The sequence below is a fragment of the Streptomyces sp. SudanB25_2051 genome, assembly GCF_964272635.1.
Classification (GTDB): Bacteria; Actinomycetota; Actinomycetes; order Streptomycetales; family Streptomycetaceae; genus Streptomyces.
This window is the reverse complement of record NZ_OZ186787.1, coordinates 6,423,856-6,439,036: the sequence shown is the minus strand read 5'-3', so window position 1 is coordinate 6,439,036 and position 15,181 is coordinate 6,423,856. Positions and strand designations below refer to the sequence as shown.

14 protein-coding genes are annotated in these 15,181 nt (G+C 75.2%); 9 read left to right on the top strand and 5 right to left on the bottom strand.

What is annotated here, in order from left to right:
* The first annotated feature begins 107 nt into the window (after nt 1-107).
* A complete protein-coding gene (locus ACSUPT_RS28245; protein ID WP_351964303.1) occupies nt 108-1,082 on the top strand; it encodes a TIGR03557 family F420-dependent LLM class oxidoreductase in 975 nt (324 codons plus the stop codon).
* Between the two features lie 78 nt (nt 1,083-1,160).
* Here the strand turns inward: ACSUPT_RS28245 and tpg are convergent, their stop codons facing one another.
* On the bottom strand, nt 1,161-1,715 hold the full coding sequence (gene tpg / locus ACSUPT_RS28240; RefSeq protein ID WP_351964302.1) for a telomere-protecting terminal protein Tpg: 555 nt from the start codon (nt 1,713-1,715) through the stop codon (nt 1,161-1,163).
* Nucleotides 1,716-1,718: 3 nt separating this feature from the next.
* Entirely contained in the window at nt 1,719-4,136 is a 2,418-nt protein-coding gene (gene tap, locus ACSUPT_RS28235; RefSeq protein WP_436946051.1) for a telomere-associated protein Tap, read from the bottom strand.
* 497 nt (nt 4,137-4,633) lie between these two features.
* Between tap and ACSUPT_RS28230 the strand changes: the two genes are divergently transcribed.
* The 4 genes from ACSUPT_RS28230 (at nt 4,634) to ACSUPT_RS28215 (ending at nt 8,204) form a co-directional block, all read left to right on the top strand.
* Entirely contained in the window at nt 4,634-4,882 is a 249-nt protein-coding gene (locus ACSUPT_RS28230; RefSeq protein WP_436946050.1) for a hypothetical protein, read from the top strand.
* Nucleotides 4,879-6,159: a globin domain-containing protein gene (locus tag ACSUPT_RS28225; protein WP_436946049.1), complete on the top strand. Its 1,281-nt coding sequence runs from the start codon at nt 4,879-4,881 to the stop codon at nt 6,157-6,159. The genes ACSUPT_RS28230 and ACSUPT_RS28225 overlap by 4 nt, the downstream gene beginning before the upstream one ends.
* Before the next feature lie 168 nt (nt 6,160-6,327).
* Complete coding sequence (locus tag ACSUPT_RS28220; RefSeq protein WP_436946048.1) at nt 6,328-7,512, top strand: threonine synthase; 1,185 nt, start codon at nt 6,328-6,330, stop codon at nt 7,510-7,512.
* Nucleotides 7,509-8,204, top strand: a complete 696-nt coding sequence (locus ACSUPT_RS28215) for a helix-turn-helix transcriptional regulator (protein WP_436946047.1) — start codon at nt 7,509-7,511, stop codon at nt 8,202-8,204. Before ACSUPT_RS28220 ends, ACSUPT_RS28215 begins: the two co-directional genes overlap by 4 nt.
* A gap of 86 nt (nt 8,205-8,290) precedes the next feature.
* On the opposite strand, the gene ACSUPT_RS28210 is transcribed toward ACSUPT_RS28215, so the two are convergent.
* On the bottom strand, nt 8,291-9,004 hold the full coding sequence (locus tag ACSUPT_RS28210) for a carbonic anhydrase (RefSeq protein ID WP_436946278.1): 714 nt from the start codon (nt 9,002-9,004) through the stop codon (nt 8,291-8,293).
* A gap of 180 nt (nt 9,005-9,184) precedes the next feature.
* Nucleotides 9,185-10,273, bottom strand: a complete 1,089-nt coding sequence (locus ACSUPT_RS28205; RefSeq protein WP_436946046.1) for an MGDG synthase family glycosyltransferase — start codon at nt 10,271-10,273, stop codon at nt 9,185-9,187.
* Nucleotides 10,274-10,471: 198 nt separating this feature from the next.
* On the opposite strand from ACSUPT_RS28205, the gene ACSUPT_RS28200 reads away from it, so the two are divergent.
* From ACSUPT_RS28200 to ACSUPT_RS28190, 3 genes are read left to right on the top strand one after another with little or no spacing between them, the layout of a single operon-like run.
* Nucleotides 10,472-11,236: an SDR family NAD(P)-dependent oxidoreductase gene (locus tag ACSUPT_RS28200; protein ID WP_351964295.1), complete on the top strand. Its 765-nt coding sequence runs from the start codon at nt 10,472-10,474 to the stop codon at nt 11,234-11,236.
* 10 nt (nt 11,237-11,246) lie between these two features.
* Complete coding sequence (locus ACSUPT_RS28195) at nt 11,247-12,128, top strand: DMT family transporter (protein WP_351964294.1); 882 nt, start codon at nt 11,247-11,249, stop codon at nt 12,126-12,128.
* On the top strand, nt 12,122-12,997 hold the full coding sequence (locus ACSUPT_RS28190; protein ID WP_436946045.1) for a polysaccharide deacetylase family protein: 876 nt from the start codon (nt 12,122-12,124) through the stop codon (nt 12,995-12,997). The genes ACSUPT_RS28195 and ACSUPT_RS28190 overlap by 7 nt, the downstream gene beginning before the upstream one ends.
* 175 nt (nt 12,998-13,172) lie before the next feature.
* Here the strand turns inward: ACSUPT_RS28190 and ACSUPT_RS28185 are convergent, their stop codons facing one another.
* Entirely contained in the window at nt 13,173-13,382 is a 210-nt protein-coding gene (locus tag ACSUPT_RS28185; protein ID WP_351964292.1) for an acyl-CoA carboxylase subunit epsilon, read from the bottom strand.
* A 633-nt stretch (nt 13,383-14,015) separates the two neighbouring features.
* Here ACSUPT_RS28185 and ACSUPT_RS28180 point away from each other — a divergent pair.
* On the top strand, nt 14,016-15,170 hold the full coding sequence (locus ACSUPT_RS28180) for a type III polyketide synthase (RefSeq protein ID WP_365729116.1): 1,155 nt from the start codon (nt 14,016-14,018) through the stop codon (nt 15,168-15,170).
* Nucleotides 15,171-15,181: the final 11 nt, after the last annotated feature.

The window sequence follows — 15,181 nt, the reverse complement described above, 5'->3', positions numbered from 1 at the left end:
GGCACGGGCGCGTGGCGGTACTCCGTTCGGCGGGGCGGGGCTGTTAGTCGTCCGGTTCGCGGGGTACCTCTGCGCGGACCGGACGGTTCCACGCTCAGGGGTGTCGTATGGAGATCGGGTACAAGCTGGCGGCGGAGGCGTACGCGCCGGGTGAGCTGGTGCGGCAGGCGGTGCTGGCGGAGGAGGCCGGGTTCGACTTCGTCGAGATCAGCGACCACTTCCACCCGTGGCTGGACAACCAGGGGCACTCGCCCTTCGCCTGGACGGTGCTCGGGACGATCGCGGCGAAGACGAGCCGGATCGGGCTGGCCACGGGCGTGACGTGTCCGACGATGCGCTACCACCCGGCGGTGATCGCGCAGGCCGCGGCGACGCTGGCGCTGCTGTCGGAGGGGCGGTTCGTGCTGGGCGTCGGCTCGGGCGAGCGGCTCAACGAGCATGTCACGGGCGAGGGTTACCCCGCGGTGGCCGCCCGGCACGAGATGCTCCGCGAGGCCCTGGAGATCATCCGCCTGCTGTGGAGCGGCGGCTACCGCTCGTACGAGGGGAAGCATCTGCGGCTGGAGGACGCCCGGGTCTTCGACCTGCCACCGGCGCCACCGCTGATCGCCGTGGCGGCGAGCGGCCCGGACTCGACGCGGATCGCGGCCGAGCTCGGCGACGCGCTGTTCGCCACGGAGGCCAAGCCGGACATCGTGCGGGGCTACCGGGACGCGGGCGGTGAGGGCCACACGTACGCGGAGGTGCCCATGGCGTGGGCACCCGACGAGCGGACGGCGGCGCGCGCGGCGCTGGAGACGTCGCGGTGGGCGGTCACCGGCTGGAAGGTGATGAGCGAGCTGCCGAACCCGGTGAACTTCGACGCGGCCACGACGACCGTCCGCGAGGAGGACATCCTGTCCGCCTTCGCCTGCGGCAACGACCCGGCCGCGTACGTGGAGAAGGCGCAGAGCTACGTCGACGCCGGTTTCGACCGGCTGGTCATGCAGAACGCGGGCCCCGACCCGGACGGTTTCATCGACTTCTACCGCCGCGAACTGGACTCCCGGCTGCGCGCGTTGAAGCCGGGCGGCGGCGCGTAGCCCGGCCACGGCCGGGGGCCGCCGGCCGGCGCCGGGGCTCCCGGCCGTGGCCGGTGCCCGCCCGGCGGCACGGCGCGGCTAGAACGACACGTCGAAGTAGTCGATGTCGGTGAACTCGACTTCGAGGGCGTCGGCGCGGCGGCCGCCGTCCTTGAAGTAGACCTCCTGGAGGCCCTCCGCGACGATCTCCCTGAGGCGCCGGTCGGTCTCGCCGCGCCGCTGCGCGTCGAAGAGGCGCTGGGCGTAATCGGCGGGCAGGTGCACCGTCAGGCGCCGCAGCCTTCCGTCGTCGGTGCTGCCGACGGGCGCGGTGTAGCCGAACCGGGCACGGGTCTCCACCGTGATCCCGGTCGCGGTGGCGGCCTGCCGGCGGCGTCGGTCGCGTACCCGCGGCTGCCAGCGCGCCCGTACCTCCGCCTCGATGCGGGCGGCGATGTCCTGCGGCGGGTGCCTGCGCGCGCCCGTGCGGTAGCGCTCGACGGAGCGCTGGGTGACGCCGAGGAGTTCGGCGACGGCGCGGGTCGACTTGAGCTTCCCCACGAGGAAGTTGACGCGGGCCCGCGTCGACTTGGGGGGTTCGCGGGTGAACGCCTCCTCGTCGGCGCGCCGCAGGGCGTCGTCGATGTCGCCCATGGGCTACTCCCCCTCCTCCATGACGGCGTCGCCGCCCTTGATGTGCCGGGCGGGGTTGTAGCGGCGCTCCATCAGGTCGACCGCCCACGCGGTCTCCTGGGTCCCCTCGTGCTTGGCGAGGCCCGGCATCGGCCCGAGGCGGAAGGCGCCGGGCAGCGGCGCGCCGTCGGGTGTGCGGGGCAGGAAGTCGCGGGGGCTCGGCCCCGGCGACGGGTAGACGACGCAGTCGGACAGGACCGCGAGCGGGTAACGGTCGGTGGCCTTCGCCGTGTTGAGCATCTTGCGGTGCATGTTGACCCGTGCCTTGGCGATCACCGCCGCGCGGATGTCGGGCCGCCAGGTGGGCCGGTCGAGCGCGGGCCAGCGCTCCCCGTCGCGGTAGTGGCGGCCCTGGGGCCGTTCGCGGAGCTTGCCGATGCCGCCCTTGACGGTCGACTTGACGGCGGAGAGGGCCATGGCGACCATGCGGTGCCGTTCGATGGCGGATCGCAGCCGGTCGTCGTCCGCGCCGGCCAGCTCGGCCAGCTCGGCGGGGTCGGCGTGGAGGAGGGCCGTCGCCGTGGGCTGGTGGTCGCCGATCGCGGCGCGCAGCCCGTCCGGCCCCGCGAGCACGGCGGCCTGGGCCGCGGCCAGTTCGCGTACCGTGCCGGGCTGCTCCGGGTCGGCCTGGCGGAGCAGCTGGTGGAGGGCGCTCCGGGCGAGGAACGCCGTGTCGTCGAGGTCCTTGGTGACGCCGATGTCGGCGAGGGTGGCGGCGTACGCGTCCCTCAGCCGGTCGTGCCAGGGGTCGAGGTACGGACCGCTCTCCGGCCGTACGAACGCCTTGACCGGGGCCACCTCGTAGCCGAGCTCCACCGCGTACGCGACGGTGGGCGTGGCGTACCAGGCGGGCCCTTCGGGGCGCAGGCCCGACGGGGTGAACGGCGAGGGGAGGCGCGGGTCGAGGTCGACGTGGGACAGGTCCACCAGCCACGACCCGGGGACCTTCTTGTCGAAGACCGGGCGGTCCACCTCGACGGGCCCGCCCAGACCGACGGTGAGGCGCGACGACGCGGCGAGGAACGCGGTGTTGAGGTCGATGCCGACCGCCCAGGGCTCCAGGCACTCGTCGTCCGAGAGCAGCGCGGGGTCGCGGACCCACTGGTACGCCTCCTCGTCGAGGAAGCCGTCCGTCCACCCCTGGGCGACCGGGTGCTCGGCGGGGGCCTCGGGCGGGGCCGGGTCGACGCCGTGTTCGCCGAGGCTGCCCGGGTTGTGCCCGGAGGTCCAGGCGCCGGTCGTCTCGTTCTTCACGGCGCGGGTGGGCGGCCGCAGGGCCGTCATCAGTTCGAGTCCGGTGACGGCGGTCGAACCGCGCGGGGTGAGGACGCGGCGGGCGTACACGCCGAGGACACGGGCGAGCTGCGGCGCGGGCAGGGCGGCGGCGTCGCCCCAGGAGCGGGGGTCGAGGGCGTCCCAGGGCAGGATTGCCAGCTGCACGCACTGGCGTCGCCCGGCCTCGGCGCGGCGGTAGACGCGGGGCCAGGGGCCGAAACCGCGCTGGGTGAGCTGCCACTTCGCCCGGGTGATCTGCCGGACGACCGGGTGGTCCTGCGGCAGGCGCAGGGAGCGGCGCGCTTCGGGGCCTTCCAGCCGGGGCGGGAGGCCGAGCCGCACGGCCGCGGCCTCGGTGAGGACGATCAGCGGGTCGGAGTCCTTGCCGTGCCGGTGCAGCCGCGGAGCGCCGAGCCCGCTCTCGGCGAGCGCCCACTCGACCAGTTCGGGGACGGTGGTGGCGGGGCAGTCCAGGACGAGTCCGCCGATGCCGTACGCGTTGCCGTCGCCGTCGAGGACGGCGAGGGGACCGTGCGGGAACCGCTCGTCCGGCGCACCCTGCGGGGCGGGCGCGGCGGCGGGCCGCCCCTTGGCCACCGGGGCGGTCCGGGGCGCGGGGCGACGGGGCGCGGGTGCTTGGGGGGGTGCGGGGGCGGCCGGGTGGGCGGTGGCGGGCGCCGCCGGGTGGGCGAGGACGGCCGGGGCCTGGGGGGCCTGTGCGGGGGCCGTGTCGGTCGGGGCGGGGGCCTGGGTGGTGGCCGCGTGGGACGGGGCGTGCGCGGCAGGGGCCTGGGGGGCGGGGACGGCCGGCTGGGTCCCCGCGGGGCCCGCGGGCGCCGGAGTGGCGGGCTCGGGTGCGGGCGGATACTTGGCGGCCCAGCCCTCCAGGAGCCGCAGATACGCCTGGAGGCGCGGGGGGCGCGGCTCGGAGCGGCCGTTCTCCCAGTTCTTGACCGTCTGTGTGGTGGACTTGAGGGCCTGCGCCAGCCGGGCCTGCGTCACGCCCGCCGCCTCCCGCAGCCGGGCCCGCTCGGCCGGCGGCGGCAGCTGCGGCTCGCCCTCCAGCAGCGCGTCCACCGCCGCGAACAGCTCTTCCTCGGTCGCCATCGGACACCTCCGCCGTCACCCTAGCAGGGGTTTATCCCCGTTTTTAGCTCCGGTTTTAACCCGGCGAGTCCTGGCAGCCAGGCCGGCGGCGCCTCCGCCGTCGACCCCATGCCATCGGCGCACCGGGCGACGAAAAAGGGGGCCGATCCCTGGAGGCGCACCGTGCGAGCCGGGGCCGGGCGTTCGGGCCGGAACCAGGGGCCGGTGGTCGGGCCGGACCCAGAGGCCGGTCGGTCGGAGCCGCGCACGGGGGCCCGCGTCGCGGCAGGGCCGAAGGGCCTTGCCGGGAAGGGACCTTGGGCCCGGTTCCGGGGCCTCTCGGCGGCGCTCCCCGGGCCGTCTGACGTGATGTGATCCGGATGCGCCCTCCGCTCCGTTCCGATCACCGCCGACGTGGGGCACGGCCCGTCCGCCGTACCGCCGCGCGCGGCCGTTCGGCATGTGCGCCGCACGGGGAGCGGGCGCGCGTACGCACGCACCCGACAGGAAGCGCCCCGATGTCCCGCACCGCCCTGCTCGCCCCCGTCCTCTGCGCCCTTGCCGCGGCCGCCGCCGCGGTGTCCTTCGCTCAGGGCCGCGTCTGGATGGGCGCCCTCTGGCTCCTGCCGGCCGGACTCACCTCCAACCTGGCCCTGTACCAGGCCCGACGCGGGCGCCGAAGGATTTGCGGGCCCGCCGCCCCGGCCACACCGGTCGGCGCGGCGGGCACGGTGTGCGGCGGCTGCGCGAAGCGGGTGTGCGCGTGAGCGACGACTACCACGCGCTGCTGGCCCGCCGCGAGGCCATGCGGCTGCGCGACCAGTTGCTCGCGCCCGTCTCGCGTGGGGCGAGGGGGCCCTCGGTGTCGTACGCCTCGCCCGCTCCCCGTACCGCGGAACTCGCGCCGGACGTCTACGACGGGGCCGCCGACCAGGAGCTGATCGTCCGGAACCTGGGGCTCGTCACACCGTTCGACACGCTGATCACCCACCTGTACGACGCCATGTTCGAGCGGCACCCGTACCTGCGGAAGCTGTTCCCCGAGTCGATGGAGTTCCAGCGAACCCATCTCGGCCGGGCGTTCTGGTACCTGATCGAGAACCTGGACCGGCCCGGGGAGGTGGACGCCTTCTGCACCCGGCTGGGCCGCGACCACCGGAAGCTCGGCGTGCTGCCGGTGCACTACGAGGTGTTCGAGGCCGCGCTGCGGGAGGCCCTCCAGCGGCACGCGGGCGGCCAACTGGGCGGGGACGTGACGGAGGCGTGGCTGCGCATGGTACGGCTGGCCGCGGCGGGCATGGTGCGCGGCGCCGAGGAGGCGCTGGCCGAACCGGCGTACTGGACCGCCGACGTGACGGGCCACGAGCGGCGCGGCCGTGATGTCGCGGTGCTGCGGGTACGGCCGTCCGCGCCGTACCCGTACCGGCCCGGCCAGTACGCGACCCTCCAGACGCCGCTGCTGCCGCTGACCTGGCGCCCCTACTCCATCGCGGGGGCGTCCGGAGCGGACGGCGAGCTGGAGTTCCACATCCGGCGCACCGGCCCGGCCGGGGTGAGCGACGCGCTCGTCACGGACACCGGCGTCGGCGACACCCTGAGGCTGGGGCCCGCGCAGGGCACCACGGTCCTGGACGGCGAGCTGACGCGCGACGTGCTGATCGTGGCGGGCGGCACGGGGTGGGCCACCGCCAAGGCGCTGCTGGAGGACTTCGCCGCCCGGCGCCCGCCGGGACGCTCCGCGCACCTGTTCGTCGGCGCGCGCGGCGCCGACGACCTGTACGACGGCCCGGCCCTGGACCGCCTGGAGAGCCGCTGCCCGTGGCTGCGGGTCGTCCGCGTCCTGGACGACGGCTCCGTCGGGCCCGCGCACGGCTCCGTGGTGGACGCGCTGGCCCGGCACGGCGGCTTCGACGGCCATGTCGTGTACGTCAGCGGCCCGCCGGCCATGGTGACCGCGGCGGCCTGGCACCTGGCGGCCACCGGGCTCCCGCCCGACCGCGTCCGCCACGACCCGGTACCGGACAGGGGCGTGATGCGGCAGTGAGGGGCGTGCGCCTTACCTTCCGCCGCATCCGCCAGTGCGGCAGACGGGCGACTCCTGTTGGACTGGTTGTCCACATTTGGAAAATCCGTCTAGAGTGAAGTGGCAGGATGCTCGCCGGGCCGTGAGACCCAGCGACAGCGCGTCGAGTGAGAGAAGCCGGAACCGCCCTTGAATCCCGAGCAGCACTCAGCCGTCACCACCCCCCACCTGTACGACCGGTCCGGAAAGCGCTACTCCCTGGACACCCCCCGCTGGCGGGGCGAGGACGGCAGCCCCCTCGCCGTCAGCGCACTGCCGGGTCTGCGTCCCGAGCAGATCGATACCGCCGAGCGGTCCCTGTGGCGCTATCGTGCGGCCCTGCCCGTCCCGGCCGCCCGCCGGGTGAGCCTCGGCGAAGGGTGCACGCCGATGATCCCGCTCGACTGGGCCGGCCGGCGCGTCCACTTCAAACTGGAGTGGTTCAACCCGACCTCCAGCTTCAAAGACCGGGGCGTGTCGGTGATGATGTCCCACCTCGCGGCGCACGGCGCCGACCGCGTGCTTGAGGACAGTTCGGGCAACGGCGGTTCCGCGGTGGCCGCCTACGCCGCCGCTGCCGGTATCCACGCCAAGATCATCGTTCCGGCCGCCACCTCGGCGGCCAAGATCCTCCAGGCCCGCGCCTACGGAGCTGAGATCGAGCTCGTGGTCGGCACCCGCGACGAGGTCTCGGACGAGGCGATCCGGCAGTCGGAGCGGATCCCCTACGCCAGCCACAACTGGCACCCCATGTTCATCCAGGGCACCAAGACCATCGCCTACGAGATGTGGGAGTCCCTCGGCTTCACCGCGCCTGACAACGTGGTGCTCGTGGCCGGGGCCGGCAGCAACGTCATCGGGTGCGACGTCGCGTTCGGTGAGCTGCTCCACGCCGGCCAGATCGACAGGCTCCCGCGCCTGTTCGTCGGTCAGCCCGAGCACTGGGCGACCATCGCCGACACGTTCAACGGCATCGACCCGGCCAGCCGGGGCGAGCGCGTGCCGACGATCGCCGAGGGCGCGTCGATCGCTCACCCGGTCCGGCTGCCCGAGGTGGTGGAGGCCATACACCGCTCCGACGGCGCCGCCTACGCCGTCCCCGAGGCGGAGATCCATGCCGCGGTCCGCGCTCTGTGTGCGCGGGGCCTGTACGCCGAGCCGACCAGCAGCGTCGCAGCGGCCACCCTCGACCACTTCATCTCGTCCGGAGAGATCGCTCCGGACGAGACGACCGTGGTCGTGCTCACCGGTGCGGGACTGAAGTCCGCCGAGAAGATGGCCGCGGTGTTCGCCGAGCACGGTGAGGACGCGCGGGAATCGAGCAGCGCCCGATGACGCTCCCCACCGGCCGAGCGGAAGACGAGCACGCGGACCAGCCCGCCGTACCGGAAGGCAAGCGCCACATACAGGATGACGAGCACCTCATCCGGGAGGCCGAGCGCATCGCCGTCGCCATCGGGCGCATGTTCCCGGGTCTGTGCGAGGTCGTCCTGCACGATCTGCGTCTGCCTGACAACGCCATCCGCGTCATCGAGAACAACCTGTCCGGGCGGCGGATCGGCGATCCCGCCACCGAACTGGGCCTTCGCCGTATCGCGGACCCCGACTACCCCAGCGTCATCCAGAACTACAGCAACCAGTTCCCCGACGGACGCCCGGCCAAGAGCACCTCGATCGGCATCAAGAACGCCGAGGGACGCTATGTCGCGGCCCTGTGCCTGAACCTGGACGTCAGTACGCTGTCGCCGTTGGCCCTGACCCTGGCCAACCTGGTCGCCACGGATACCGAACACCAGGGTAAGGCCCTGGAGACGCTGCGTGACCGCACCGGACGCGAACTCCGGTCGGCCATCGACTCCTTCGCGGCGGAGCGCTCCAGCACCCCGCGTGGTCTCAACCGTGACCAGAAGCGCGAGCTGGTACGTCGGCTGTATCGCGAGGGCTTCTTCGAGAGCCGCAGCTCCGCACAGCTCATAGCCGACCAGCTCGGCGTCTCCCGGGCGACGGTCTACAACTACACCAAGTAGCCGTACCGACAAACGCCCCGGAACCGGCCGGACGTGTGCGTGGCCGTTCGGGCGAGACTGTCACCCGACCGGCCGTGCGCGTGGGTTCAGTCGACCCGTTCCACCCGCTGGGTGTCCAGTTCGTAGCGGGCGCCGACGATGGCGAGGCGGCCCGTCGCGGTGCGGGCGGCCAGGTCCGGCTCGGCGGCGAGGCGTGAGCGGACCAGGCGGATGTTCGCGGTGATCGTGGCGTCGACACGGGCCTGGCCGGTCTGGCCGTGGTCGATGGCGGGGCGGATCTGCTCGGCGACGTACGCGATGTGCGCCGGCAGCTGCTCGCCGCTCTCCTCCGCGTGGACGGCGGCGGTGACCGCGCCGCACGACTGGTGGCCCAGCACCATCACGAGCGGGATGTCCAGCTCCAGGACCCCGTAGGCGATGCTGCCCAGGACCGCCTCGTCGAGGACGCAGCCCGCCGAGCGCACGGTCATCAGGTCACCGAGGCCCTGGTCGAAGACCAGCTCGGGCGGGACGCGCGAGTCGATGCAGCCGAGGACGAGGGCGAACGGGTGCTGACCCGACACGGAGAGCAGGCGGTCCGTGCCGGATTCGTGCGGGTGGGTCTGGTGGCGCGTGGCCCAGCGGCGGTTGCCGTGCCGCAGGGCGCGCAGCGCGGCGCGCGGGGTGTCCGGGCGGTCGGCGGTGGCGGGCGCGGCCACCGCCGGTGCGGCGGGCAGGGCGGCGCCCGCGCCGAGCACGGCACCGCCGGCCAGCGCGGCCCGCAGCAGCGCCCGCCGGTCCGGCCGGCCGGCGCCGCGCACCGCGGCGGGGTCCGCGGGCGCGGTGGCGTGTGCGGCGTCGCGGCCGGAGGCGAGGGCGCGGGATATGAGGTCGGGTGTCGAAGTCACGCCCGGCACCGTAAGGCGCCGTACCCGTGCCCCGTCCGTGTCTTGGTGTTCCGTTGGCCGCGCCTTGGACGAATCGTGAAGCGGCGGGGCCGCTCAGGTGAGGCAGGTGAGGAGTTCGGCGGCGTCGTCCCGGAAGAGGGCGCGTCCCCTGGCGACGCGTTCGGCGCGGGCCGGGCCGTCGGGGACGAGGCGTGCGGCGGCGTCGAGGAGGGACGGAAGGTCGGGTGCCGCCGTCGTGAGGCCCTCCGCCGCCATGTGGCGTACGCCGTCGGCGCCGTGTCCGGGGATGGGGCGGTAGGCGACGACGGGGAGGCCCGCGGCGAGCGCCTGGACGGCGGTCTGGCCCGCCGCGTTGTCGACGAGGAGGCGGGCGGAGGCCATCAGGGCGGGCAGGTCGTCGGTCCAGCCGAGGGCGACGGCCCCCGGAACGCGTGCGGTGCGGTGCCGCAGGCCCTCATCGCGGCCGCACAGGACGACCGGCCGCAGACCGTGCCGCACCAGGGCGTGGGCGGTGCGCGGCAGGTCCGAGCCGACGCCCCAGGCGCCCGCCGACAGCAGGACGGTCGGCCGGTGCGGGTCCGGCGGCGGGGCGGGCGGCGCCTCGGCGGCGGCGTGGAAGGCGGGCGGTACGACGGGGCCCGGCGCGGAGGTACGGCGGCCCGTCCCCGTGCGGGCGGCGTCGGCGGCGCCGGGGCTGACGCACAGGTACAGGTCGTTGCCGGGGTGGAGCCAGGCGCGGTGGACGGCGAAGTCGGTGACGTACACGGCGCTGGGGGCGCTGAGGGTGCCGCGTTCCCGCATGCGGCCGGTGATCTGCGCGGCGAGGTGGAAGGTGGAGACGACGACGTCGGGGCGGAGGTGTGCGGCGAGGTGCCGCAGGGGCCGTTCGGCGAGGGCCGCGAGGGGCGAGGTGTCGGGGCGGGGCACGGCGGGCCCGTCGGCGCGGGGCGGGGGCGGGGCGAGGAAGACCCGGTAGATCGCCGAATAGAGCGGGGGGACGCGGCGTACGACGGTGCGGTAGAAGGCGCGCAGGGCGGGCCCGGTGCCGGGCGGGAGCAGCGTCAGGACGTCGTGGACGTGCGCGTCGTGGCCGTGCGCCCGCAGGCGGCGGGCGAGTTCGGCGGCCACGGCGTCGTGGCCCGCGCCCATGCTCGCGCTCAGGACCAGGCAGCGCCGCGTCATGTGGTCGCCTTCCGTGGCGGGATGCGGGTCGCTCCCATCGTGCGGGCGTGGGCGGCGCGGGGCGGTCCGGGCGGGCCTGTTCGGGTGGTTCGCGGGCCCGGCGCCCCGTCGCGGCGGGGCGGTCCGGGGAGAAACCTGGAATCTGTCGGGAGCGGGGCCGTCGAGCGGGACGGGTGCGCGCGAGTGCGGAGGTCTGGCATGGCGGGAACGGCACGGCCGGTCGTGCTCATCACGGGCGCGTCCTCCGGGATCGGGGAGGCGGTGGCCGAGCGGTTCGCGGTGGACGCCGAGCGGCGCTGGCGGCTGCTGCTGGCGGGCCGGGACGAGGCGCGGCTGGCGGAGGTGGCACGCCGTACGGGCGGTGTGGGACTGACAGGCGACCTGGGCGACCTGGCGGGCGTGGAGTCGCTGGGCACGCGGGCGCTGGAGCGTGCCGGGCGGGTCGATGTGCTGGTGGCGGCGGCCGGGATCGGCTGGGCGGGGCCGTTCACGCGGACGCCGCCGGAGATGGTGGAGCGGCTGGTGGCGGTGAACCTGACGGGGGTGATCCAGCTGGTGCGGCTGGTCCTGCCGGGGATGGTGGAGCGCGGGAGGGGCCGGGTGGTGCTGATCAGCTCGATGGCGGGCTGGGCGGGGGTGGCGAACGAGGCGGTGTACGCGGCGACGAAGGGCGGGCTGCTGGCGTTCGCGGAGAGCCTGCGCTACGAACTGGCGGCGACGCGGGTGGGGGTGACGTCGGTGCTGCCGGGCGCGGTGGACACGCCGTTCTTCGCGCACCGCGGCGCCCCGTACCACCGCGAGCGGCCGCGGCCGGTGCCCGCGCGGCGGCTGGCGGACCTCGTGTGGCGGTCGGTGGTCCACGGGCGTGACGAGGTGTTCGTACCGGCGTGGCTGGCGGGTCCCGCGCGGCTGCGGGGCGGCGCGCCCGGGTTCTTCCGGGCGATGGCCAAGCGGTTCGGCTGAGCGGCGCGCGATGCTCGCTCTCTCGATCTGCCTGGCGCTGCTGGCGGCGGTCGGCAACGCCGCGGCCTCGGTGCTCCAGCGGCGCGCGGCCGCCGACACGGGCGCTGCGGACGAGCGCTCGGCCGCTCCGTCCCGGGGGTGGCTGCCGCGTCTGATGCGGCGGCGGGTGTGGGTCTGGGGTTCGGTGATGCTGGCGCTGTCGGGGATCTTCCAAGCGCTGGCTCTGGCGACGGGGCCGCTGGCGGTGGTCCAGCCGGTGATGAGTACGGAGCTGCTGTTCACGCTGGTGCTGGGCGGGGTGGTGTTCCGGCAGAACCCCGACCGGCGTACGTGGTGGGCGTTCGCGGCGATGGCGGCGGGGCTCGCCGCGTTCCTGGCGCTGGCGGAGCCGTCCGGTGGTCGGGCGACGGTGCCGGCGGCGGACTGGCTGTGGGCGGGCCTGGTGATCGGGGCGGTGGCGGTGGGCCTGGTGGTGGTGGCGCTGCGGTTGCCGTCGGCGCCGCGCGCGGCCGTGCTGGGCGCGGCGACGGCGATGGGCTTCTCCGGGACGGCGGCGCTGCTGAAGGACGCGCTGGGCAGGCTGCCGGACGGGCTGGGGGCGGTGTTCGGCACCTGGCAGCTGTACGCGGCGGTCGCGGTGGGGCTGACGAGTTTCCTGATGCTTCAGGTGACGTTCCGGGCGGGGACCCTGGCGGCGTCGCAGCCCGCGTTGACGCTGGGCGACGCGCTGTTGAGCGTGGTGCTGGGCGTGTGGCTCTTCGACGAGCGGGTGATCGTGGGCGCGCGGGGCGTCTTCGAGGCGATCGCGGTGGCGGTGCTGGTGGTGGCGTGTGTGGAACTGGCGCGCTCGCCGCTGGTGACGGGCGGGGACGACGGGGAGGGCACATGGTGAGCGATGCGTCCCGCCGCCGGTGGCGCGGCGGCCCGGTCACGGTGTCTACCGCCGCGGGCCGTACGGCCGGGCGCGTGGGCGTGGCGGCGGTCGCGGGGCTGGTGGGCTGGCATGTCGTACCGGCCGGGACGTGGCTGCCCGGCGTACGCGCGGCGCTGTTGCCCGCGCTGGACGGACGGGGCCATCCGGGGCGGGTGGCGCTGACGTTCGACGACGGGCCCGACCCCGGGACGACGCCGCTGTTCCTGCGGGCCCTGGACCGCCTGTCGGTGCGGGCGACGTTCTTCGTGCTGGGCGAGCGGCTGGAGCGGGCCCCGGCACTCGGGCGGCGCATCGCGGACGAGGGCCATGAACTGGCCGTCCACGGCTGGCGGCACGATCCGCCGTGGGTGCCGCGGCCGGTGCGGGACGTGCGGGAGGTGGCGCGGGCGGCGGAGCTGGTGGCACGGACGGCCGGGCGGTGGCCGCTGTGGTACCGCCCGCCGTACGGGGTGCTGACCGGCGGCCGGTGGGCGGCGGCGCGCGCGGCGGGACTGCGGCCGGTGCTGTGGTCGGCGTGGGGCCGCGACTGGACGGCGGACGCGACGGCCCGCAGCGTACGGGCGGAGGTGGCCCGGAAGTTGCGGGGCGGGGCGACGGTCCTGCTGCACGACTCGGACGCGATGTGCGCGCCCGGTTCCTGGCGGGCGGCGCTCGGCGCCCTTCCCGGTCTGGTCGCCGAGTGCCGGGCGCGGGGGCTGGAGGTCGGCCCCCTGGCCGGTCACGGGGTGGGCGGCGCGTCCGTGGCGGAGGTACGGGGCGCCCGCAGACGTACGGAGGAGGCTCGGCGGCGCGCGGACGAGGCCCGCAGGCCTACGGGCGGCGTCTGAGGCGTGCAGGCCTCCGAGGCGGCCGGGGGTCCGCGTCGGCCGGGCGGCGTACGGGCCTCCGGGGAGGCCGGGCGGCGCCGCGACGACACGGCCTCGCGCGGAGTCGGCCGGCCCTGAGCCGCCCGGCGCGGAGGCGGCCCGGCGGCGTCCGAGGCGTACGTGCCGGGGGCGGGCGCTACGGCCGGTGGAAGGGCGCGCGGCGGGAGCACCAGGAGTGCGGGACCGGGTGGGGGTGCCAGTGGCGGTCCCACTCCGCGCGGTGGGCGCGGCGGTGCGGGTGGCCGGGGGTGTGTCCGCCGAGGACGAGGGCGCCCAGGACGGCGGTGATGGCGGCGAGCTCCGCGCTCGTCGGTGAACCGTGAACTATCCGCAGATGATGGCGCATTGGTCCATCGTGCGACGGGCGCGGCGGGCCCGCATCCGCTCCCGCCCTTGCCACGGCACCCGGCGCGACGACGCCGGTGGCGGTCCGGCGCGCCCCGCCGCGGTGTGCGCCGGGCGCGGCCACGCCGGTGCCGCACGGCGGCGGCAGGGCGCGGCGGGTACGCCCGCCGGGCGGCCCACGTCGATCCGGCGGGAACGCACCACGGCAGGCGGTGGTCGGGTGCGGCGACCGACAGCAGGTGCGCGGCGGGCGGCGGCGGGCGCGCGGCAGGCGGTGGTCGGCCCTCGGCCGTGGTCGCCGTCCGCCGCGTCGGTACCCGGCCCCGCGGGTGGGCCCGCGGCCTGGCGGGAGGCTCCGCGGCCCGGCGGGAGGCTCCGCGGCCTGGCGGGTGCGGGCCGGTGGGAGCCGTCGGGGTACTCCGGATGGCGGCCGGACGGGTGCCTGCCGTGGCGGCCGGACGGGTGAGTGCCTGGACGGCCCTCTTACGGCATATGCCCTGACCGCCGCCGTGTCGGGGCGCTCTCCGGGCCGCCGCGGGGTGACTCCATGCGGTCGCCTCGACGCGCGCGGTCGCCGGTGCTCGCACATTCTTTGAGTGAACGCGAGCAACACGCGACGAAAGGGCTCGACATCATGGCCACGTTGTGCAGACCCGCGGTGTCCGTCCCCGAGCATGTGATCACCATGGAGGAGACGCTCGACCTGGCGCGGACCATCCACGCGGACCACCCCCAACTTCCGCTGGCCCTGCGCCTGATGGAGAACACCGGGGTCCGCAAGCGCCACATCCTCCGGCCCATCGAGGAGACGCTGAAGCACCCCGGATTCGAGCAGCGCAACTCCGTGTACGAGGCGGAGGCGAAGGCCCGGGTGCCCGCGGTGATACGCCGTGCGCTGGAGGACGCGGAGCTGCGCGCCTCCGACATCGACGTGATCATCTACGTGTCGTGCACGGGCTTCATGATGCCGTCGCTCACGGCGTGGCTGATCAACACCATGGACTTCCGCAGCGACACCCGCCAGGTGCCCATCGCGCAGCTCGGCTGCGCCGCGGGTGGCGCCGCCATCAACCGGGCGCACGACTTCTGCAGCGCCTACCCGGACGCGAACGCGCTGATCGTCGCGTGCGAGTTCTGCTCCCTCTGCTACCAGCCGACCGACCTGGGCGTCGGCAACCTGCTGTCGAACGGCCTGTTCGGCGACGGGATCGCCGCGGCCGTCATGCGCGGCAAGGGCGGTACGGGCGTGGAGCTGGAGCGCAACGGCTCCTACCTGGTGCCGGAGACGGTCGACTGGATCGCGTACGACGTCCGGGACACCGGGTTCCACTTCAAGCTGGACAAGCGGGTGCCGGGCACCATGGAGCCGCTCGCGCCGGCGCTGAAGCAGCTGGCGGGGCAGCACGGCTGGGACGCCTCCGACCTGGACTTCTACATCATCCACGCGGGCGGTCCGCGCATCCTGGACGACCTCAGCAAGTTCCTCGGGGTGGCCCCGGAGGCGTTCCGCTTCAGCCGGGCCACCCTCACCGAGTACGGCAACATCGCCAGCGCCGTCGTGCTGGACGCGCTGCGCCGGATGTTCGACGAGGGCGGCACACCGGATTCCGCGCGCGGCCTGCTGGCCGGGTTCGGGCCGGGCATCACCGCGGAGATGTCGCTGGGCCGCTGGACCACGGGATCCTCCTCCGCCACCGCCCGCATCGCGTCGCGCGGCGCCGCGGTCACCGTCACGCCGAACGCGTTCGTCGACGCGTACACCACCGAGGAGCCCGACCGTGCTGGATGACACCACGACCA